Below are 21530 nucleotides of genomic sequence, written 5' to 3' on the forward strand. Positions count from 1 at the left end.
GCTGTAGCGCGGTGGTCCCACCTGACCCCATGCCGAACTCAGAAGTGAAACGCCGTAGCGCCGATGGTAGTGTGGGGTCTCCCCATGCGAGAGTAGGGAACTGCCAGGCATCAAATTACGTAATAAACCAGAACAATATCTGGTAATTACAAAAAATACGGTGGAGCGGTAGTTCAGTCGGTTAGAATACCTGCCTGTCACGCAGGGGGTCGCGGGTTCGAGTCCCGTCCGTTCCGCCACTTATTAAGAAGCCCTGAGCTCACGCTCAGGGCTTTTTTCTTGCCTGTTGTTTGATTATTGCTGTAAACGCAAAAATCCTCTGCTTAATACGATCTTTTTTCACATATCCCCGCCAGAGATAATCCTCTTTATTAACAAACATGATGAAGAAAAGAGGAATTTCATGTCTATCCCTGCATTCGGTCTTGGCACTTTCCGCCTGAAAGACGACGTTGTTATCGCATCCGTTAAAACTGCCCTCGAACTGGGCTATCGCACGATTGATACTGCCCAAATCTACGACAACGAAGCCGCTGTGGGTCAGGCGATCGCAGAGAGCGGCGTAGCGCGTAATGAAATTTTTATCACCACCAAGATCTGGATTGAGAACCTGAGCAAAGAGAAATTAATCCCAAGCCTGAAAGAGAGCCTGAAAAAGCTGCGCACCGATTATGTGGATCTGACCCTGATCCACTGGCCATCACCAAACGACGCCGTGTCAGTTGAAGAGTTTATGCAGGCATTACTGGAAGCCAAAGCCCAGGGGCTGACGCGTGAAATTGGCATTTCTAACTTCACTATCCCGTTAATGGAAAAAGCGATTGCCGCAGTTGGCGCAGAAAATATCGCCACCAACCAGATCGAACTATCTCCTTACCTGCAAAACCGTCAGGTGGTAGAGTGGGCGCAGCAGCATGGCATCCATATTACCTCTTACATGACGCTGGCTTACGGTAAAGCGCTGAAAGACGAAACCATTCTGCGTATTGCTGCCAAACATAATGCCACCGCAGCACAGGTTATCCTGGCATGGGCGATGGGTGAAGGTTATGCAGTGATCCCGTCTTCAACCAAGCGTGAAAACCTGGCAAGCAATCTGCTGGCACAGGATCTGAAGCTGGATCTGGATGACAAAAAAGCGATCGCGGCGCTCGACTGCAACGATCGTCTGGTGAGCCCGGAAGGACTGGCGCCGAAGTGGGACTAATCTAGCCCTCCCTCTGTACCCTGAACCCTCTTACAGCTCCTTCGGGAGCTGTTTTACATGCTCGCTCAGAAAATCAATAAAGGCCCGGATGCGGGTGCTTACCGCTCTGTCACTGTAATAAACCGCGCTGAAAGGCATCTCTACCGGCAGGCGCTTGTCTGCCATCAGCTCGACTAACTCCCCCCGCGCAATCTCTTTATCAATCATATAATCCGACAGGCAGGCAATCCCATTTCCTTCAAGGCATAACTGTTTGAGCGTCTCGCCACTGTTGGATGATAAACCGCAAACCACTTCATGCAGCTGGCCATCATGGCAGGCGAGAGGCCATGTATTAAGGGATACCGGCTCCGTAAAGCCCAGGCAGAGATGCTGCTTCAGTTCCTCTATCGTCTCAGGCCTGCCGAAACGGGCAATATAGGCCGGGGAGGCGATGATTTTTCGATAACTGGTGAACAGAGGGCGTGCCCGCAGGCTGGAATCGGTCAGCGTCCCCGCGCGGATCGCCACATCCACCTTGCGCTCAATCAGGTTGATAAATGTTTCTGAAGAGACCAGAGAGAGCGTCATTTCCGGATAACGTTCGCGGAAAGGTTTAATTAAAGGCATCAGGAAATGCAGCACCACGGGGGTTGCCGCATCGATACGCAGAAGCCCACGTGGCGTGTTGCGCGTCTCCATGATCTCTGTTTCTGCGGCGGCCATCTCCTGCAGAATAGACTGCACGCGGCGAAAATAGCGTTCGCCTTCTTCGGTCAGGCTCAGTTGCCGGGTCGTCCGGTTAAGCAGGCTGACGCCCAGCTTCATCTCCAGCTTTTTCACCGATCGGCTGACAGCTGAATTAGCCTGTCCCAGCTGTTCCGCGGCACGGCTAAAACTGCCGCTCTCAACGACGGCGACAAATATCGCCAGCTCCTCAGACGTTGCTTTCATTATTGCTTTATCCGCAAAATTGTATTGAAACTTTGAGCATTTTTGTTATTTAAACACTGGCGCATACTCCGTGTCATCTTAATCCTAATGAGACGGAGTTATTTATGCCTCTGGCGCTACTTGCCCTGACGATCAGTGCCTTTGCAATCGGCACGACTGAATTTGTTATTGTAGGTCTGGTTCCTACGATTGCTGATCAACTTGCTATCTCGCTGCCTTCGGCGGGTTTACTGGTTTCTATCTATGCCCTCGGTGTGGCTATCGGCGCACCGGTACTGACCGCACTCACAGGCCGTCTGCCGCGTAAACAGCTGCTGATGGCGTTGATGGTGCTGTTTACCGCAGGCAACATCCTTGCCTGGCAGGCACCTGATTACACAACCCTGGTCATTGCCCGCCTGCTGACGGGGCTGGCTCATGGGGTTTTCTTCTCCATTGGTTCGACAATTGCGACGAGCCTGGTGCCGAAAGAGAAAGCGGCCTCTGCTATTGCCATTATGTTTGGCGGTTTAACCGTAGCCCTGGTGACGGGTGTACCGCTGGGCACCTTTATTGGGCAACATTTTGGCTGGCGTGAAACCTTCCTGGCGGTCTCTCTGCTGGGCGTGATTGCGCTGATTAGCAGTCTGGTGCTGATCCCGTCCACTATTCCGGGACGCGCGGCAGCGACGCTGCGCGACCAGCTGAAAGTGCTGACTCATCCTCGTTTGCTGATGATCTATGCCATTACGGCGCTGGGCTATGGCGGCGTGTTTACCGCATTTACCTTCCTGGCGCCAATGATGCAGGATCTGGCTGGCTTTTCACCGGGCGCAGTAAGCTGGATCCTGCTGGGCTATGGCGTTTCGGTGGCGATCGGCAATATCTGGGGCGGAAAGCTGGCCGATAAGCATGGCGCTGTCCCGGCGCTGAAAATTATCTTTGCTGCCCTGGTTGTGCTTTTACTGGTCTTCCAGTTCACCGCTTCCATACAGTATGCCGCGCTGGGTACGGTACTGGTAATGGGGATCTTCGCCTTCGGCAACGTACCGGGTTTGCAGGTCTACGTCGTGCAGAAAGCCGAACTCTATACACCCAACGCCGTGGATGTCGCTTCCGGTCTTAATATCGCCGCGTTTAATGTCGGTATCGCACTGGGTTCCATTATTGGTGGGCAGACGGTTGAGCACTTTGGTCTGTCGCAAACGCCGTGGATTGGGGCGGTCATTGTTCTCGTGGCGTTTCTGTTGATCGGCCTGAGCGGCCGCCTGGATAAGCCCGCGCGCGTTGCTCTCGGATAATTGTATGTAAGTACTTACCGATAAAACAGCTCAGCAGATTCTTAGTTACTCAGTAGTTTCTTAGTAATAGCGTTGAAAGTGTGAGCTGAAAACCCTATAACATTAGAATCCGCTCCTGTTTCTGGACGGGTTCAAGTTGATAGGGGTCGTTTCACACCGTGCGAAAAAATACCTATGCCATGCGTTATGTTGCCGGACAGCCAGCGGAGCGAATTTTACCTCCGGGGTCGTTTGCGAGCATTGGCCAGGCATTGCCTGCGGGTGCGCCTTTAAGCAGCGACGAAAAAATTCGGGTGCTGGTATGGAATATCTTTAAACAGCAACGCGCCGAATGGTTATCCGTCCTGCAGAATTTTGGTAAAGATGCTCATCTGGTGCTGCTGCAGGAGGCGCAAACCACACCTGAACTGGTCAGGTTTGCGACCACTAACTATCTCGCTGCTGACCAGGTGCCGGCATTTGTCTTACCCCAGCATCCGTCAGGGGTGATGACGCTCTCTGCCGCTCATCCCGTCTATTGCTGCCCACTGCGCGAACGCGAGCCGCTCCTGCGCCTGGCGAAATCCGCTCTGGTCACCGTCTACCCGCTGCCGGATACCCGGCTACTGATGGTGGTCAATATCCACGCGGTTAACTTCAGCCTTGGCGTGGATGTCTACAGCAAGCAGCTGCTGCCTATCGGCGATCAGATTGCCCATCACAGCGGCCCGGTGGTTATGGCTGGCGATTTCAATGCCTGGAGCCGCCCGCGAATGAATGCGCTTTATCGCTTTGCGCGGGAGATGTCGCTGCGCGAAGTACGCTTTACCGATGACCAGCGGCGCAAGGCCTTTGGTCGTCCCCTCGATTTTGTCTTCTATCGTGGTCTGAACGTGAGTGAAGCCTCTGTGCTGGTCACTCGCGCATCCGATCACAATCCGCTACTCGTTGAATTCAGTCCCGGCAAACCTGAGAGATAGAGGTGCGTCAGGTCTGCCGTGGGGCAGGCCTGTACGGGTGCTGCCCTTTATTTTTCATCAACCGAAGGACAGCAAAATGACAACACAGTCCCATCATGACAACGTAGAAAAACAGTTTGGCTCTCAGGCTAAGGCCTACCTCACCAGCGCGGTTCACGCATCCGGGCGCGATTTACAGCGTCTGGCTGAACGTCTGGCCGATTTTCCGAAAGCCAGCGTCCTGGATTTAGGCTGCGGGGCAGGTCATGCCAGCTTTGTGGCAGCGCAGCAGGTGGCTCAGGTGACGGCATATGACTTATCCAGCCAGATGCTGGAGGTGGTTGCCGCCGCAGCCAGCGAGAAGGGACTGAGTAATATTGCTACCCGTCAGGGCTATGCAGAATCGTTACCCTTTGACGATGAAATGTTTGATATTGTGATCAGCCGCTACTCGGCGCACCACTGGCACGACGTCGGCCAGGCGTTGCGCGAAGTTAAGCGGGTGCTGAAGCCGGGTGGTCTGGTTATCATCATGGATATCATGTCGCCGGGGCATCCGGTACGTGATATCTGGTTACAGACGGTAGAAGCGTTGCGGGATACCTCGCATGTCCGCAACTATTCCAGCGGCGAGTGGTTGTCCATGTTCACCGATGCCGGGCTGATCTCACGGTCGCTGCAGACAGACAAATTAAGGCTGGAGTTTTCTTCGTGGATTGCGCGTATGCGCACACCAGAGGCGTTGAGCCAGGCGATCCGGCTGTATCAGGAGAGTGCCTCGGCCGAGGTCAAAGCCTACTTTGAGCTGCAGGAAGAGGGCTCCTTTACCAGCGATACCCTCCTGGCTGAAGCCCAAAAGGCGGGATAAACAAAAAAGGCACCGAGGGGAATCGGTGCCTTTTTACATCCGGTCTCTGAAATCAGGAATCCGGTGTGGCGTTGTTTTTCACAAACAACGTTATCCGGTCGCCAGGCTGCAGATTGTCCGTATCGCTGTTCCAGCGCATCACATCTTTGATGTTCACGCCGTGACGCTTGGCAATACTGGAAAGCGAATCGCCTTTTTGTACGCGATAGGTAATGCTATCGCTATTATTGGCGAGACGCTGCGCGCTGTTACCCGCACCAATCGTCAGGTTCTGACCCACTTTCAGGGTAGAGCCACGCAGCTTGTTCCACTGCTGCAGATCTTTGGTGCTCACGCCAAGACGTGAAGCAATGCCTGAAAGCGTATCGCCTGTACGTACCCGATAGCTACGGCTATTTAACGGTGTGTTATCCGCAATCAGCGTAGACTGAACCGCTGCTATCTCACCCGACGCTAACGATACTCGTAACTGTTCAGCGTGTTTCTGCGGCACCAGAACGTATTTTGGTCCGCTGCTACCCAACGTAGAGCCCTTCACACCTGCGTTGAAGGCTTTCAGTTTGGTCACCGAGATACCTGCCATATCCGCAACCTGTTTCAGTTCAACAGGGTTGTTGATACGCACTCTCGCCAGCGCACGACTTTCGTCCGAGGTCGGCAGCTGCACGCCGTACTGTTTGCTGTTTTTGAAGATTTCACTCAAAGCCAGCATTTTAGGTACGTATAATTTGGTTTCCCGTGGCAGTGGAAGCGACCAAAAGTCGGTAGGTTTACCCCGTGCTTTATTCGCTTTCATTGCCTTCAGTACACGACCCTCACCGCTGTTGTACGCAGCGACAGTCAGCAGCCAGTCACCGTCGAACATCTTGTTCAGACGTTGCATCATATCGAGAGCGGCAGTCGTCGAGGCGACCACATCACGACGCGCATCGTAGTTGCGGGTCTGTTTTAAACCATAATTGCGCCCTGTGCTCGGTATGATCTGCCAAAGACCTGCGGCCTTGGCGCCAGACGTTGCGTGTGGGTCAAAAGCGCTCTCCACTATGGGTAGTAGTACCAGTTCCATGGGCATGTTACGTTTCTTAACTTGCCCTGCTATCCAGTACATATACGGCTCTGCCCGTAAAGTTACATCGTGGAGATAGCTCTTATTGCTTAAATACTTCTGTTTCTGTTCGCGAATCCGGCTGTTTTCCGGAATTCCCATCTTTAGCTCGTCACCAATAGAGACCCACAAGTCTTGATCCTGTGCGAAGGACGTCCCATCGTCTGCCCATCGCGATTGACTTGTGAACTTCCCTGCTTCCCCTTGACCAGCTGCAGAAAGGCTCTGTGCGTGCTGTTGTACGTTGCCAGTGTTCTGTGACGACTGGCAACCCACAAGCAGGACAGAGGCGAGTAATATCGCTTTTGCCTTCATGTGTGTGTCAATAGTTGCTTAAAAGACGAGCGATGATAACGACGAATAGTTAAAAAGGCAACATGCAATTGTCAGAAGTCATCTTTCTTTGCCCTTAACCACGCGAAACAATCCTCAGGTTGTAACATATTTGTTTCTTCTTTAATTTTATTAACTAAATCAATGTCATTTGTTCTAAGAAATAAATTAATTTTACGTTCATTTTTCAGAATTACGGGCAGTGTTTTTTGGTTTTTTGCACGTAACTCATTCACTTTGTGGTAATAATCCTGAATCGCGCTATCCTCAGGCAGAACATGCATCGCAAACTTCATATTCGCTAAAGTGTATTCGTGTGCGCAACAAATAAGGGTGTCGTCGGGGAGAGCGTTAATTTTCTGGAAGGACTGGTACATCTGGGCTGGAGTGCCTTCGAAGAGCCGTCCGCAGCCGCCAGAAAACATTGTGTCTCCACAGAAAAGATAAGGGAAGCTAAAGTACGAAATATGTCCAGAAGTGTGACCCGGTGTGGCAATTACAGAAAATTCCAACGCAAGAATGAGGATCTTTTCGCCATCTTTTACTACGCGCGTAGCCTCCTTATCTTGTGTCTCAGCAGGACCGTATACCACAAGATGCGGAAATTTTGCGCAGAGTGCCGCCACGCCGCCCACATGGTCATGATGATGGTGCGTGAGCAAAATGGCTTCCGGCTGCCACTGGTTTTGCTCGATGGCTTTTAAAACCGGCTCCGCCTCGCCAGGATCGACGATCACGCAACGACCCTCATCATTGCTTAAAACCCAGATGTAATTGTCCTGAAAAGCAGAAATACTGTTAAGATTCATACATTACCTCTCATAGCGTGGCGGGTGTTTTGATGAAACCGGCAAGGATACCTCAGATTGTTACCGCACCGAAACACTGGGCAGAGTTGCCCTGGGGTGAATACTATCGTGAAGCGCTCGAGTTACAGCTTAAGCCCTGGTTTGCGAAAATGTATGGTTTTCACCTGCTTAAGATTGGCAATCTGAGCGCGGAAATCAACTCTGAAAGCTGCGCCATCTCACATCAGGTTAATGTTTCGCTGGGCGGTGAACCCGTTCAGGTGAAGGCCAATCCGCTGCAGCTTCCTTTTGCCGAGAAGTCCGTTGACGCGTGCCTGCTGGCACATTCGCTGCCCTGGTGCGATGACCCGCACCGTTTGCTGCGGGAAGCCGATCGGGTTCTGATTGATGATGGCTGGCTGGTGATCAGCGGCTTTAATCCGATGAGTCTGATGGGGCTGAGAAAGCTGGTGCCGGTGCTGCGTCGCACCCCGCCGTATAACAGCCGCATGTTCACCCTGATGCGCCAGCTGGACTGGCTCTCGCTGCTCAATTTTGAGGTGATGCACCAGAGCGGTTTTCAGGTGATACCCTGGACGCGGCAGGGCGGAAAGATGCTCAGCACCCATTTTCCGGCTCTGGGCTGTATGCAGCTGATTGTGGCGCGCAAAAGAACCATCCCCCTGACGCTCAATCCCATGAAGCCAGGCAAAGCTAAGACCCAGTTACGCCCCGCTGTAGGTGCCACGCGGCAGTACCGAAAGCCCTGATCAGGCTTCCGGTTTATACCCCACATCGTCATGCTGCGGATTGAGCGCAGCCGCGCGCGCCAGTTCGTCGCAGCGTTCGTTTTCGGGGTGTCCGGCGTGGCCTTTCACCCATTCCCACTGAATTTTATGCTGGCTGAGCGCCGCATCCAGGCGTTGCCAGAGATCGACATTCTTCACCGGTTTTTTGTCCGCGGTTTTCCAGCCGCGTTTTTTCCAGTTATGGATCCACTGGGTGATCCCCTGGCGGACATACTGGCTGTCGGTACTCAGCACAATGTCGCAATGCTCTTTCAGGGCCTCAAGGGCCACAATAGCGGCCATCAACTCCATGCGGTTGTTGGTGGTCAGGCGAAAGCCTTCATTGAAGGTTTTTTCGTGCTGTCGATACCGCAAAATGGCGCCGTAACCCCCTGGGCCCGGATTGCCGAGGCACGAGCCATCAGTGTAAATCTCTACCTGTTTACGCATCCTGGCAGACATCCTGTAATCAAAACGGTAAGTCTGACATAAACGGTCTCCGGCAGCACGGCAAAATAAAGTCCGTGTGAATTAGCCTTTGAACGCCAGGTCAGGTTGATTACAATGTCGTCGTTAATAAGAACAGGCTGACAGAATGAGTATTGCAGACACACATAACGCCGACAGGATCATCGTTCTCGATACCGAAACGACGGGTATGAACCAGATCGGTGCTCACTATGAAGGGCATAAGATCATCGAGATCGGTGCGGTAGAGGTGGTTAACCGCCGTCTTACCGGCAATAACTTTCACGTTTACCTGAAGCCAGATCGGCTGGTGGACCCGGAAGCCTTTGGCGTTCACGGGATTGCCGATGAATTCTTGCTGGATAAACCCACCTTTGCCGACGTCGCCGATGAATTCATCGACTATATCAAAGGCGCCGAGCTTGTCATTCATAACGCCTCGTTCGATATCGGCTTTATGGATTACGAATTCAGCAAGCTCAACCGCGGCCTGCCGAAAACAGACGCCTTCTGCAAGGTCACAGATAGCCTGGCGATGGCAAGGAAGATGTTCCCCGGCAAACGGAACAGTCTTGATGCGTTATGCTCGCGCTATGAAATAGATAACAGCAAACGAACGCTGCACGGGGCGTTGCTCGATGCCCAGATCCTGGCGGATGTTTATCTGATCATGACGGGCGGCCAGACCGCCCTGGCATTTAACGCCGATAACGAGACGCAGCAAGAGTCCGGCGAGAGTGAAATCCAGCGCATTATTCGTAAGTCCAGCGCGCTGCGCGTTATACTTGCCAGTGATGAAGAGTTAATGGCGCATGAATCCCGTCTGGATCTGGTGCAGAAGAAGGGCGGAAGCTGCCTCTGGCGAGGCTAAAAGCGGCTGAAATGCCGGTAAAATAACCGTTTGGATCGTTTTTGCAGCAAACGATTCAAAAGGTGAGAAAAAGCATTGACGGGATCGAGGGTAAACCGTAATATCTGCCTCGTTCCCAAGGGAACACAGCGGAGCGGTAGTTCAGTCGGTTAGAATACCTGCCTGTCACGCAGGGGGTCGCGGGTTCGAGTCCCGTCCGTTCCGCCACATTCAGGCCCATGTTAGCAATAACATGGGCCTTTTTTCGATCTCTGTTCTTGTGCTACTTCTCCTTGCATCATCTTCCGTCTGGCTTACGCCGTTAAGTCTGAAAATGCCCAGGTTCCGTTACCCTTACCAGTACATTCGCACCAATAACTTCCCCCGTATCCGTATTCCGGCCAGCATAAAAAATCAATTAAACAACGCTCCAGTTGCTCAACCGGTTAACGGAAAAAAGAAAGGTTAAAAATGGTCTGCGTTCTTCTATTAAGGGGCAGGGCAATATCCTATTTTGCGGGGCAGAATTTCATTGTTAAACCCGGCGCAGGATTAAAGCGGGGCAGGACGAATGATTTCTGAACGCATGGCTTCAAAGGACGCCAGGTTATTACGTTTTAGAGGACAAGGATTATGCAAACTTCTTCCGTTATTCCCGCACGTTACGATCGCTTTTCACGCCTTTTGCACTGGGTGGTTGCAGTCGTCATTATCTACGCCATGTGCATGGGCTACATTCTTCACGCGCTGGAAGGGACCCGTTGGTTTACCTTTTTTTCTGTGTTGAATATGTCGCTTGGCACCATTGCAACGCCAATCATGCTGGTGCGTTTTGTCTGGCGCTTCTTTCGCCCTTCAGTGCCTTATCCGGCAACGGTGGCGGGGCGGAAAAAGCAGATGGTGGTTTTCATCCATGAGCTGTTTTATCTGACCATTATGGTGGTGCTGGTCAGCGGCTTCCTGATGCTGCACAAAGATTACAGCCTGTTTGGGCTGCTGCCGATTACTCATCCGATTAACACGATTGAAGTTAATGAATTCTTCTTTAAAGTGCATCGCGTTAGCTGCATTTTACTGGGCCTGATTCTGCTAGGGCATGTCGCGGCGGTAATCAAATATACCTTCAAGGGACAGCGCGAAATCCTGCAACGCATGCTGTAAGAAAAAGGCTGACGCCTTTCATTAGATGAAGTAACAAACAGCAGAGCCGCACCGCTCCTGTCCCTTTATGCCGATGAGGTGAGGGGACAGGGACAGTGCGGCTTTACCCTTCAGCCAATAGTAAACGGATCCGCATCCTGCCAGGCCGGAAACTTCTCCCGATACTCCCTCAGCGCCGTCAGCGACAGCTCGGCATCAATCCGGGTTGCATGATGCGGCTCGGCGGTGGCGATAACCTCGCCCTGCGGGCTAATCACCCGGCTGTCGCCCCGGTAGTGATGCCCGTTGCCGTCAGTACCGACCCGGTTGCAGCCAGCGACATAGGCCTGGTTCTCAATCGCACGTGCCGTCAGCAGCGCCTGCCAGTGGAGAGAGCGGGGCGCTGGCCAATTGGCGACGTAGATCGCCAGGTCGTAATCATCGCGGTTGCGCGACCAGACCGGGAAGCGCAGGTCGTAACAGACCAATGGCAGAATGCGCCAGCCACGCCACTCAAAGACAACCCGCTCGTTACCCGCTTCATAATGCTGGTGCTCGTCCGCCATGCGGAACAGATGGCGCTTATCGTAGAAGTGCACCTTGCCCTCGGGCTCCACCAGCAGAAAACGGTTCACCGGTCCGCGTTCGGTCTGCAACGCTGCGCTGCCAGCGATTAACGCCTGGGTTTGTTGCGCTCTGGCCTGCATCCAGACAACCAGCTCGTCCTGCGGCAGGGACTGTTTAGCCGCCTCCATGGCGAAGCCAGTGGTGAACATTTCGGGCAGGATAATAATATCCCGTCCGGCGATCCCTTCCAGCTGACGATCAAAATGACGCAGGTTGGCCGGACCATCCATCCACACCAGCGGTTGTTGCAAAAGCGTAATCTTCAAACCAGGCACAGTTAAGACTCCTCGAATAACCCCATTTTGACACTGTAGCACGACAAGCAGAGAAACGGGTGGCAATAAAAAACCCCGCACGAGGCGGGGTTTTGGCGGGTTGAAACGGCTTATGCAGCTTCAGGTTTACGCACAATCTCTTTCAGCTTTACCGGCTGTGTCGCCAGCTCTTCTGCGTCAAAATCATCAACGTTAATACTGCGCAGACGACTCTCTTCGGCTTTGATCAGCAGGTCCGCTTCATCCTTATTGATGATGCCGCCCGCCAGCGCCTCTTTAGCCAGCTCATTCAGGCGGGTGAAGGGCAGGTTTTTACCCAACTGCTTGCAGATTTTCTGGTGAATCGGGTCGGCCGCCATCACATCCAGCAGCGCCTCTTCCAGCAGACCGACCGGGTTGTGCTCGCTTGGGGTCAGATACTGACCGCGGCCGATACGGGAGCGGGTTGCGCTCGGTATCTGCAGGATCTTCGCCACTTTATGATCCAGCTTATCGGACGGCGCCAGATAGTGGCGACCGGTCGGGAAAATCACCACACGCAGAGCGCCAGCCACAAAGCGGTTCGGGAAGTTCACCAGCAGATCGTCGATGGCCTGTTCCGCCTGATACAGCGCATCCTGAACGCCCCAGTGAACCAGCGGCAGGTCCGCTTCATGACGGCCTTCATCGTCGTAGCGTTTCAGTACCGCCGAGGCGAGGAAAATCTGGCTCAGCACATCACCCAGACGGGCGGAGATGCGTTCCCGGCGTTTCAGGCTACCGCCCAGCACCGCCATCGACACGTCAGAGAGCAGCGCAAGGTTGGCACTCAGACGGTTCAGGTGCTGGTAGTAACGACGGGTCGCGTCGCCGGTTGGCGTGGCGCTGGTCAGGCCGCGGGTCAGGCCCAGCCACAGGCTGCGCATTTTATTGCTACCGACATGGCCAATGTGTTTAAACAGCAGTTTATCGAAGGCATCCACGTCGTTGTTCTGCGCGGCGGCCATCTCTTCCAGCACGTATGGATGGCAGCGGATTGCTCCCTGACCGAAGATCATCATGCTGCGGGTCAGAATATTCGCCCCTTCAACGGTGATGGCAATCGGTGCGCCCTGATAGCCACGCGCCAGGAAGTTACCTTCACCCAGCATAATGCCTTTACCGCCGGCAATATCCATCGCATCGATGATCGACTGCTGGGCACGGTGGGTACAGTGGTACTTCACGATGGCGGACAGCACGGCCGGTTTTTCACCCAGCATGATGCCATAGGTAATTAAGGAAGCGGCGGCATCCATCACGTAGGCGTTACCTGCGATACGGGCCAGCGGCTCCTCAATTCCTTCCATCTTACCGATAGAGATTTTGAACTGACGGCGGATGTGGGCGTAAGCGCCAATCCCCATTGCCACCGATTTCAGACCGCCGGTTGAGTTCGACGGCAGGGTAATACCACGGCCAACAGACAGACACTCAACCAGCATGCGCCAGCCCTGACCGGCCATTTTCGGGCCGCCGATAATGTAATCGATCGGCACAAAGATATCCTGACCGCGGGTCGGGCCGTTCTGGAACGGTACGTTCAGCGGGAAGTGGCGACGACCAATCTCCACGCCAGGCGTGGTGGTAGGGATCAGCGCACAGGTGATACCCAGATCCTCCTCGCCGCCTAACAGCTTGTCCGGGTCGGAGAGTTTAAAGGCCAGACCGAGCACGGTAGCGATTGGCGCCAGCGTAATGTAGCGTTTGTTCCAGGTCAGACGCATACCCAGCACCTGCTCACCCTGCCACTCGCCCATGCAGACTACGCCGGTGTCCGGGATAGCGCCCGCATCGGAACCCGCTTCCGGGCTGGTGAGTGCGAAGCAAGGGATTTCCAGACCACGGGCCAGGCGCGGCAGATAGTGATTTTTTTGCTCTTCAGTACCGTAATGTTGCAGCAGTTCGCCCGGGCCTAATGAGTTAGGTACGCCGACGGTGATCGCCAGGATCCCGGAGACGCCGGACAGTTTTTGCAGCACCCGAGCCTGGGCATACGCAGAGAATTCCAGCCCGCCGTACTCTTTCTTGATGATCATCGCGAAGAAGCGATGCTCTTTTAAAAATGCCCACAGTTCCGGCGGCAGATCGGCCATCTCATGGGTGATCTGGAAATCGTTCGCCATCCGGCAGGCTTCTTCAACCGGACCGTCAATAAACGCCTGCTCTTCAGCAGTCAGGCGCGGCTGCGGATAGTTATGCAGCTTTTTCCAGTCAGGGTTGCCCTGGAACAGCTCGCCTTCCCACCAGGTGGTGCCCGCGTCGATCGCCTCTTTTTCGGTACGCGACATCGGCGGCATCACCTTACGGAAACCACGGAAGACCGGGGCAGAAATCAGGGATTTACGCATTGAGCGCACGTTGAACGGCACCAGGATAATTGCCAGCGGAACCAGCACCCAGATGTTCCAGATGCCGGTCACGCCAAGGGCAGCGGTCCAGGCCAGTAAGATAAGACTGCTCAGCATTAAGCTGACCCGGTGATAGAACAACACCCCGAGCAGAACAACGGTTAACAGAATACTTAAAATCATCATAAAGAATTGCTCCCTGTCTTGTAGGAGGTCTGACCACTTGTGATGATATGGTTGTAGTGGATGTTATTTCTTTTAGCAATGCATTCACAAAATAATTACAACCTGGTTCACATTGTTCAGGTTTTACCCGACACAAAAACGCAAAACGCCCGACGATTCCCATGGCTTTAGCTTCTCGCTTTTACCGCTATCCGGTAAACTTGCTCTGTTATTTCATCAATACTGAAGGATTATCCTCATGTACCAGGATCTTATTCGTAACGAACTGAACGAAGCGGCGGAAACGCTGGCCAACTTTCTGAAAGATGAAGCCAATATCCACGCTATTCAGCGCGCGGCGGTCCTGCTGGCCGACAGCTTTAAAGCGGGCGGTAAAGTGCTCTCCTGCGGCAATGGTGGTTCACATTGTGATGCCATGCATTTTGCCGAAGAGCTGACGGGGCGTTATCGTGAAAACCGTCCGGGCTACCCGGCGATTGCGATCTCTGACGTCAGCCACATCTCCTGCGTGAGCAACGACTTTGGTTACGATTATGTCTTCTCCCGCTATGTTGAAGCGGTAGGGCGTGAAGGGGATGTCCTGCTGGGGATCTCCACCTCCGGCAACTCCGGCAACGTTATCAAAGCCATTGAAGCGGCTCGTGAGAAGGGGATGAAAGTCATCACCCTCACCGGCAAAGATGGCGGCAAAATGGCAGGCACCGCAGATATCGAAATTCGTGTGCCTCACTTCGGTTACGCTGACCGTATTCAGGAAATTCACATCAAAGTGATCCATATCCTGATCCAGCTGATTGAAAAAGAGATGGTTAAGTAAGACTTCGCTGGGGGGTGAATGCCCCCCGCTGTTGTGGAGGTGAGATATGTGCGAACTGCTCGGGATGAGCGCCAATGTGCCAACCGATATCTGCTTTAGTTTCACCGGGCTGGTACAGCGCGGTGGAGGAACCGGGCCGCATAAAGACGGCTGGGGTATCACCTTCTATGAAGGAAAAGGCTGTCGCACGTTCAAGGACCCACAACCCAGCTTCAATTCCCCGATTGCCAAACTGGTGCAGGACTATCCGATTAAATCCTGCTCGGTGGTGGCGCATATTCGCCAGGCCAACCGCGGTGAAGTGGCGCTGGAAAATACCCATCCGTTTACCCGTGAGCTGTGGGGACGCAACTGGACTTACGCCCATAACGGCCAGCTGAGCGGCTATAAGTCGCTGGAGACGGGCAACTTCCGCCCGGTGGGCGAAACTGACAGCGAAAAGGCCTTTTGCTGGCTGCTGCATAAGCTGACTGAACGCTACCCGCGTACGCCAGGCAACATGACCGCGGTCTTTAAATACGTGGCCTCGCTGGCGACGGAGCTGCGGGAGAAAGGAGTCTTTAATATGCTGCTGTCGGACGGGCGGTATGTGATGGCGTTCTGCTCGACGAACCTGTTCTGGATCACCCGGCGGGCGCCGTTCGGCGTGGCAAAACTGCTGGATCAGGATGTGGAAATCGATTTTCAGACCGAAACCACACCCAACGATGTGGTCACGGTCATCGCCACTCAGCCGCTGACGGGCAATGAAGCCTGGCAAAGAATCATGCCAGGCGAGTGGATCTTATTTTGTCTGGGGGAGCGCGTAGTTTGACGCCAGCTGTGGCTGGACGACTTCGTGGCTCAGCGGCTTGCTGACCACGTAACGTCCATCCACCACCGAAACGGTTGGCGGCTTGTGCGTCTGCTGGAAGTAGTCATAACCCGGCTTCAGCTGTTTCCAGAAATCGGCGTAGTACGAGCTCTTGTGACGCTGCATATTGGCATCGGTCATGCGGAACGGATAGATGCTGACCTGCACCGCAGACTGGCCAAAGACCAACGCGCCGGTGACAAACTGGAAGATCTCATCAATACCGCTATCGGTCATGGCGTAGCAACCCACTGACACACAGGCACCATGAATCATCAGATATTTACCGTCATAGCCGTGCGCACGGTCAAAGGCATTCGGGAAACCGATGTTGATCGCTTTATAGAAACGGCTGTCAGGTTTTAGCTGGTTACGCTGAACGCTGTAGAACCCCTCCGGGCTTTTGAAATCGCCCTGACGCTGTTTCGGGCCAAGGCCACCGGAGTAGTTGCAAATTTTATAGCTGTCGAGCAGCTGATACGTCTCACCCATCTTCACGAACAGGTCTAACGTGCGCTCTTCCTTATAGATCTGGATATAGACCGGAGAGCCCATCAACTGCTGTTTGTATTCTTTGCTAATCGGCGTTGTTGAGCTGTTGCTGCTGAGCAGCCCGGCAAACGAAACGCACGGAATAAGAAGCATCGCAATGAACAATGCGATTTTACGCATACTACATGTTCCTTGATAAAACCTAACCAACTTGCCAGGACGGCAAAAGAGACCCGAAATCAGATTAATCTGCATTAGGAGCGCTCACATTAGCACCACTGCATTTTTTCGCAAGCGTCAGCGCGTCGGTTTACAAAATAGTTTTCCTTATAACCTGGATTGGCCGTGCTGGCATTGAGAACTTTGCGTAATCGGTCGCATTTTAGCACCCGCCGCTGCGTTATCGCTGCCGCCTGATTGGCAGAAATGGTACACTCCCCGCGTCTTACGACCGAAGGTGAAGAAAGGATGCTTTTATCAGGGTCAGCCACGATCCTGCAAGTAATATGAGTGAGCATTCACCGCCTTTCTTCTCCTGTGAAACGACTTCTGACTCGTCCGGTTAACTGGCCGGAACGATATTTCATGGATAACAACTAACACTATGATTAGAATCAGAAAAGGACTTGATTTGCCGATTTCTGGCATTCCCGATCAGCAGATTTCGCCCTGTCCGATGCCTCGCCATGTTGCGCTTCTGGGGGACGACTACGTGGGTATGCGCCCCACCATGCTGGTACAGGAAGGCGACAGCGTCATCAAGGGGCAGCCGCTATTCGAGGACAAAAAAAATCCTGGGGTCTTCTTTACCGCACCCGCCAGCGGGACGGTGGTTGCCATCAATCGTGGCGAACGCCGGGTACTACAATCGGTGGTAATTCGCATCGAAGGGGAGGGTGAGCGCGAATTTACCCGTCACGATGCGACGGCGCTCGCCACCCTCACCCGTGAGGCTGTGCAATCTCAACTGCTGGAGTCGGGACTGTGGACGGCATTTCGTACCCGCCCCTTCAGCAAAACCCCGGTGCCCGGCACCGTCCCGGCAGCCATTTTTGTCACCGCCATGGACACCAACCCGCTCTGCGCCGACCCGCAGCCGCTCATTCTGGCGCAGCGTCAGGCATTTGATGCCGGGCTGACCCTGCTCACGCGTCTGACTGAGGGCAAAGTGCATGTCTGCCAGGCAAGCGGCGGCAAACTGGGCGGACACCCGCAGGGGCAAGTCACCTTTAATACCTTTGCCGGGCCGCATCCGGCAGGGCTTGTGGGTACGCACATCCATTTCCTGGAGGCGGTCAGCCTGACCAAACAGGTCTGGCATCTGAACTACCAGGACGTTATCGCTATCGGCAAGCTGTTTACTACCGGCCAGCTTTGCACCGAGCGGGTTATCGCTCTGGGCGGCCCGCAGATGCGCAATCCGCGTCTGGTACGCACCTGCCTGGGCGCAGACATCAACGAGCTGCTGGTGGACGAAACCCTGGAAGGTGAAAACCGTCATATTTCGGGTTCTGTGCTGAGCGGCAGACATGCCGTCGGGGTGCAGGCGTACCTCGGCCGCTTCCATTTGCAGGTCAGCGTGGTGAAGGAAGGGCGTGAGAAAGAGCTCTTTGGCTGGGTGATGCCGGGCAAAGAGAAGTTCTCTATTACCCGTACGACGCTGGGCCATTTCCTGCGTAACAAGTTGTTCAACTTCTCCACCGATACCAACGGCGGCGAGCGGGCGATGGTGCCTATCGGCAACTACGAACGGGTGATGCCGCTCGACATCCTGCCGACCGTGCTGCTGCGCGATCTGCTGGCGGGTGATACTGACGGTGCTCAGGCGCTGGGCTGTCTGGAGCTGGATGAAGAAGATCTGGCGCTCTGCACCTACGTTTGCCCCGGCAAATATGAATACGGACCGGTGTTGCGCGAGGTGTTAACCCGCATTGAGCAGGAAGGATAACTGATGGGCCTGAAACATCTCATTGAAAAAGTGGAGCCGCATTTTACTCACGGCGGCAAGCTGGAAAAGTACTACCCGCTGTTTGAAGCGACCGCGACGCTCCTGTATACGCAAGGGCAGGTGACGAAAGGGGCCGCGCACGTGCGCGACGCCATCGATCTCAAACGTATGATGATCCTCGTCTGGTTCGCTGTGTTCCCGGCAATGTTCTGGGGCATGTACAACGTCGGTCTGCAAACCATTCCCGCACTTAACCATCTGTACGATGCGCAGCAGCTTCAGCAGATCATCGCTGGCGACTGGCACTACCGGGTGGCGCAGATGCTGGGCGTGAGCTTTGCGCCTGATGCCGGCTGGATCAGCATGATGACGCTGGGGGCGGTCTACTTCCTGCCCATTTACATGACGGTCTTTCTGGTCGGCGGCTTCTGGGAAGTGCTGTTTGCCATCGTGCGCAAACACGAAATCAACGAAGGTTTCTTTGTCACCTCCATTCTGTTTGCCCTGATTGTGCCACCGACGTTGCCACTGTGGCAGGCGGCTCTGGGGATCACCTTTGGTGTGGTGATGGCGAAGGAGATCTTCGGCGGTACCGGGCGCAACTTCCTTAACCCGGCCCTCGCCGGGCGCGCGTTCCTGTTCTTTGCTTATCCGGCGCAAATCTCCGGCGATCTGGTCTGGACGGCGGCGGACGGCTTTTCCGGCGCAACGCCACTCTCCCAGTGGGCCGCTCGCGGCGGTGAGGCGCTGGTCAACAACGCCACCGGACAGCCGGTTAGCTGGTTCGATGCCTTTATCGGTACCATTCCGGGATCAGTCGGCGAAGTCTCCACGCTGATGATCCTGATTGGCGGGGCCATCATTCTCTTTGGCCGTGTCGCCTCCTGGCGTATCGTGGCAGGCGTCATGCTTGGCATGATCCTCACCGCGACGCTGTTCAACCTGATCGGTTCGGCGACGAACCCGATGTTCGCCATGCCGTGGTACTGGCATCTGGTGCTGGGCGGGTTCGCCTTCGGCATGATGTTTATGGCGACAGACCCGGTTTCGGCGTCCTTTACCAATAAAGGAAAATGGTATTACGGGGCGCTTATTGGTGCGATGTGCGTCCTTATCCGCGTGGTGAACCCGGCCTATCCGGAAGGGATGATGCTGGCGATCCTGTTCGCCAACCTGTTTGCGCCGCTGTTCGATTACCTGGTGGTGCGTGCCAACATCAAACGGAGGAAGGCGCGTGGCTGAGATTAAAAATAATGACACTATCGGCAAGACGCTGATGGTGGTGGTGGTGCTTTGCCTGGTCTGCTCCATTGTGGTTGCAGGATCTGCGGTGGGTCTTAAGTCCCGTCAGCAGGAGCAACGTGCCCTGGATAAACAACGTAACATTCTGGCCGTCGCCGGGCTGATGAACGGCGAAATGAGCGCTGAGGATGTGGCGCAGACCTTTGCTTCACGCATCACGCCACGTCTGGTTGATCTCAACACTGGCGAGCTGCTGGAGACCGATCCATCCACTTACAATCAGGCTCAGGCGCTGAAAGATCCGCAGCGCAGCACGGAACTGGATGCCAGCCAGGATCCGGCAGGGATTAAACGCCGCAGCAATACGGCGGAAATTTACCTGGTGCGCGATGAACAAAACCGTGTCCAGGAGCTGGTTCTGCCGGTCTATGGCAATGGACTGTGGTCGATGATGTATGCCTTCGTGGCTCTCAATACCGATGGACGCACCGTCAAGGGCATCACTTACTACGATCAGGGCGAAACCCCGGGGCTGGGCGGCGAAGTCGAAAACCCAGCATGGCGGGCGCAGTTTGTCGGCAAAAAAGTGCTGGATGATAACGGCCAGCCAGCGCTGAAAGTGGTGAAAGGGGGCGCGCGTCCGGGTGATGAGTACGCTGTCGATGGCCTGTCGGGCGCCACGCTGACCTCAAACGGCGTGCAGCATAGCTTTGATTTCTGGATGGGCGAGATGGGCTTTGGTCCTTTTCTTAAAAAGGTACGTGAAGGAGAGCTGAACAATGGCTGATGTGGGCGAACTGAAAGAAGTTAAACGGGTGCTTATTGGGCCGCTCATCGCCAACAACCCGATTACCCTGCAGGTGCTGGGCGTCTGTTCGGCGCTGGCGGTCACCACAAAACTGGAGACCGCCGTGGTGATGACCCTGGCGGTGACGCTGGTGACGGCGTTTTCCAGCTTGTTTATCTCAATGATCCGCCACCACATCCCGAACAGCGTGCGCATTATCGTGCAGATGGCGATCATCGCCTCGCTGGTCATTGTGGTGGATCAGCTGCTGCGGGCATTTGCCTACGAAATCTCAAAACAGCTGTCGGTCTTTGTTGGCCTGATCATCACTAACTGCATCGTGATGGGACGTGCTGAAGCTTATGCGATGAAAATGCCGCCGCTGGCCAGCTTTATGGATGGTATCGGTAACGGTCTTGGCTATGGCGTGATCCTGCTGACGGTCGGTTTCCTGCGCGAGCTTCTTGGCAGCGGCAAACTGTTTGGTATTCCTGTCCTTGAAACCGTACAAAACGGTGGCTGGTATCTGCCAAACGGCTTGTTCCTGCTGGCGCCCAGCGCGTTCTTCATTATCGGTTTGTTGATCTGGGCGGTGAGAACCTGGCGCCCTGAACAGCAGGAAAAGGAGTAACCGACAATGGCTCATTACATTAGCTTGTTTGTGCGCGCGGTGTTCGTCGAAAACATGGCGCTCGCGTTTTTCCTCGGGATGTGTACTTTCCTCGCGGTCTCCAAAAAGGTATCGACCGCCTTCGGGCTGGGCATTGCCGTCACGGTGGTGCTGGGGCTGTCGGTCCCGATCAACAATCTGGTATTTAACCTGGTGCTACGCGACAGCGCGCTGGTTGAGGGGATTGACCTGAGCTTCCTCAACTTTATTACCTTCATTGGGGTGATCGCGGCGCTGGTTCAGATCCTCGAGATGATCCTCGATAAATACTTCCCGTCACTGTATACGGCGCTGGGCATCTTCCTGCCGCTGATTGCGGTGAACTGCGCCATCTTCGGCGGTGTGTCGTTTATGGTTCAGCGTGATTACAACTTTACCGAGTCGATAGTGTACGGTTTCGGCTCTGGTATTGGCTGGATGCTGGCTATCGTGGCGTTGGCGGGTCTGCGTGAAAAAATGAAGTATGCCAACGTGCCGGCCGGTCTGCGCGGCTTAGGGATCACCTTTATCACCACTGGTCTGATGGCGCTGGGCTTTATGTCCTTCTCCGGTGTGCAGCTGTAAGG

20 protein-coding genes, 2 tRNA genes, 1 rRNA gene and 1 pseudogene are annotated in these 21530 nt (G+C 54.4%); 17 read left to right on the forward strand and 7 right to left on the reverse strand.

The window, feature by feature from the left end; all coding sequences use genetic code 11:
* From rrf to dkgB, 3 genes are all read left to right on the forward strand, one after another.
* A 5S ribosomal RNA gene (rrf, locus tag FHC51_RS09515) occupies positions 1-109 on the forward strand.
* Between the two features lie 53 nt (positions 110-162).
* A tRNA-Asp gene (locus FHC51_RS09520) sits at positions 163-239 on the forward strand.
* Between the two features lie 164 nt (positions 240-403).
* Positions 404-1207 (forward strand): 2,5-didehydrogluconate reductase DkgB, encoded by an 804-nt coding sequence (dkgB, locus tag FHC51_RS09525; protein ID WP_220435388.1) that lies wholly within the window; start codon positions 404-406, stop codon positions 1205-1207.
* Position 1208: 1 nt separating this feature from the next.
* On the opposite strand, the pseudogene yafC reads toward dkgB, so the two are convergent.
* Positions 1209-2140 (reverse strand): annotated as a pseudogene (gene yafC / locus FHC51_RS09530) (DNA-binding transcriptional regulator YafC).
* 104 nt (positions 2141-2244) lie between these two features.
* Here yafC and FHC51_RS09535 point away from each other — a divergent pair.
* The 3 genes from FHC51_RS09535 to FHC51_RS09545 all read left to right on the forward strand — a co-directional run bounded on the left by FHC51_RS09535 (position 2245) and on the right by FHC51_RS09545 (position 5226).
* Positions 2245-3420 carry an MFS transporter gene (locus FHC51_RS09535; protein WP_220435390.1) on the forward strand — a complete coding sequence of 392 codons (1176 nt, stop codon included), beginning with the start codon at positions 2245-2247 and terminating at the stop codon, positions 3418-3420.
* A gap of 158 nt (positions 3421-3578) precedes the next feature.
* Complete coding sequence (locus FHC51_RS09540) at positions 3579-4379, forward strand: endonuclease/exonuclease/phosphatase family protein (RefSeq protein ID WP_039032074.1); 801 nt, start codon at positions 3579-3581, stop codon at positions 4377-4379.
* Positions 4380-4455: 76 nt separating this feature from the next.
* Positions 4456-5226 carry a class I SAM-dependent methyltransferase gene (locus tag FHC51_RS09545; protein ID WP_220435391.1) on the forward strand — a complete coding sequence of 257 codons (771 nt, stop codon included), beginning with the start codon at positions 4456-4458 and terminating at the stop codon, positions 5224-5226.
* Between the two features lie 52 nt (positions 5227-5278).
* Here FHC51_RS09545 and mltD read toward each other — a convergent pair whose 3' ends face one another.
* Together mltD and gloB are read right to left on the reverse strand one after the other, a co-directional pair.
* On the reverse strand, positions 5279-6646 hold the full coding sequence (gene mltD, locus FHC51_RS09550; RefSeq protein ID WP_103823936.1) for a murein transglycosylase D: 1368 nt from the start codon (positions 6644-6646) through the stop codon (positions 5279-5281).
* 71 nt (positions 6647-6717) lie between these two features.
* Complete coding sequence (gene gloB / locus FHC51_RS09555) at positions 6718-7473, reverse strand: hydroxyacylglutathione hydrolase (protein WP_220435392.1); 756 nt, start codon at positions 7471-7473, stop codon at positions 6718-6720.
* Between the two features lie 32 nt (positions 7474-7505).
* Here gloB and FHC51_RS09560 point away from each other — a divergent pair, with 32 nt between their 5' ends.
* Complete coding sequence (locus tag FHC51_RS09560) at positions 7506-8222, forward strand: class I SAM-dependent methyltransferase (RefSeq protein ID WP_114315839.1); 717 nt, start codon at positions 7506-7508, stop codon at positions 8220-8222.
* Here FHC51_RS09560 and rnhA read toward each other — a convergent pair whose 3' ends face one another.
* The gene (rnhA, locus tag FHC51_RS09565) at positions 8223-8690 is read right to left on the reverse strand and encodes a ribonuclease HI (RefSeq protein WP_103178368.1); all 468 of its coding nucleotides are present in this window, start codon (positions 8688-8690) and stop codon (positions 8223-8225) included.
* Between the two features lie 145 nt (positions 8691-8835).
* On the opposite strand from rnhA, the gene dnaQ reads away from it, so the two are divergent.
* The 3 genes from dnaQ to FHC51_RS09580 all read left to right on the forward strand — a co-directional run bounded on the left by dnaQ (position 8836) and on the right by FHC51_RS09580 (position 10719).
* On the forward strand, positions 8836-9579 hold the full coding sequence (gene dnaQ / locus FHC51_RS09570; RefSeq protein ID WP_103823939.1) for a DNA polymerase III subunit epsilon: 744 nt from the start codon (positions 8836-8838) through the stop codon (positions 9577-9579).
* Between the two features lie 130 nt (positions 9580-9709).
* Positions 9710-9786: transfer RNA gene (locus FHC51_RS09575), tRNA-Asp, on the forward strand.
* 405 nt (positions 9787-10191) lie between these two features.
* A complete protein-coding gene (locus FHC51_RS09580) occupies positions 10192-10719 on the forward strand; it encodes a cytochrome b (RefSeq protein WP_156237859.1) in 528 nt (175 codons plus the stop codon).
* 110 nt (positions 10720-10829) lie between these two features.
* On the opposite strand, the gene FHC51_RS09585 is transcribed toward FHC51_RS09580, so the two are convergent.
* Both FHC51_RS09585 and fadE read right to left on the reverse strand, forming a co-directional pair.
* Positions 10830-11600 carry an amidohydrolase gene (locus FHC51_RS09585; protein WP_220435393.1) on the reverse strand — a complete coding sequence of 257 codons (771 nt, stop codon included), beginning with the start codon at positions 11598-11600 and terminating at the stop codon, positions 10830-10832.
* Between the two features lie 110 nt (positions 11601-11710).
* A complete protein-coding gene (gene fadE / locus FHC51_RS09590) occupies positions 11711-14155 on the reverse strand; it encodes an acyl-CoA dehydrogenase FadE (RefSeq protein ID WP_114315837.1) in 2445 nt (814 codons plus the stop codon).
* Between the two features lie 238 nt (positions 14156-14393).
* Between fadE and lpcA the strand changes: the two genes are divergently transcribed.
* A complete protein-coding gene (lpcA, locus tag FHC51_RS09595; protein ID WP_103178373.1) occupies positions 14394-14972 on the forward strand; it encodes a D-sedoheptulose 7-phosphate isomerase in 579 nt (192 codons plus the stop codon).
* 46 nt (positions 14973-15018) lie between these two features.
* On the forward strand, positions 15019-15786 hold the full coding sequence (locus tag FHC51_RS09600; RefSeq protein ID WP_103823943.1) for a class II glutamine amidotransferase: 768 nt from the start codon (positions 15019-15021) through the stop codon (positions 15784-15786).
* On the opposite strand, the gene dpaA is transcribed toward FHC51_RS09600, so the two are convergent.
* Complete coding sequence (gene dpaA / locus FHC51_RS09605; protein ID WP_103178375.1) at positions 15757-16497, reverse strand: peptidoglycan meso-diaminopimelic acid protein amidase; 741 nt, start codon at positions 16495-16497, stop codon at positions 15757-15759. The two genes, FHC51_RS09600 and dpaA, sit on opposite strands and share 30 nt — an antisense overlap.
* Positions 16498-16921: 424 nt before the next feature.
* Between dpaA and FHC51_RS09610 the strand changes: the two genes are divergently transcribed.
* Genes FHC51_RS09610 through nqrE form a run of 5 tightly spaced genes read left to right on the forward strand, consistent with a single transcriptional unit; the run spans position 16922 to position 21528 of the window.
* Positions 16922-18265, forward strand: a complete 1344-nt coding sequence (locus FHC51_RS09610) for a Na(+)-translocating NADH-quinone reductase subunit A (protein ID WP_220435394.1) — start codon at positions 16922-16924, stop codon at positions 18263-18265.
* 3 nt (positions 18266-18268) lie between these two features.
* Positions 18269-19507 carry an NADH:ubiquinone reductase (Na(+)-transporting) subunit B gene (locus tag FHC51_RS09615; protein WP_220435395.1) on the forward strand — a complete coding sequence of 413 codons (1239 nt, stop codon included), beginning with the start codon at positions 18269-18271 and terminating at the stop codon, positions 19505-19507.
* Positions 19500-20294: a Na(+)-translocating NADH-quinone reductase subunit C gene (locus FHC51_RS09620; protein WP_103823946.1), complete on the forward strand. Its 795-nt coding sequence runs from the start codon at positions 19500-19502 to the stop codon at positions 20292-20294. The genes FHC51_RS09615 and FHC51_RS09620 overlap by 8 nt, the downstream gene beginning before the upstream one ends.
* Positions 20287-20925, forward strand: a complete 639-nt coding sequence (locus FHC51_RS09625) for an NADH:ubiquinone reductase (Na(+)-transporting) subunit D (protein ID WP_103178379.1) — start codon at positions 20287-20289, stop codon at positions 20923-20925. Before FHC51_RS09620 ends, FHC51_RS09625 begins: the two co-directional genes overlap by 8 nt.
* 6 nt (positions 20926-20931) lie before the next feature.
* The gene (gene nqrE, locus FHC51_RS09630; protein ID WP_103178380.1) at positions 20932-21528 is read left to right on the forward strand and encodes an NADH:ubiquinone reductase (Na(+)-transporting) subunit E; all 597 of its coding nucleotides are present in this window, start codon (positions 20932-20934) and stop codon (positions 21526-21528) included.
* Positions 21529-21530: the final 2 nt, after the last annotated feature.

Source organism: Leclercia sp. EC_58, from assembly GCF_019584355.1.
GTDB lineage: Bacteria > Pseudomonadota > Gammaproteobacteria > Enterobacterales > Enterobacteriaceae > Enterobacter.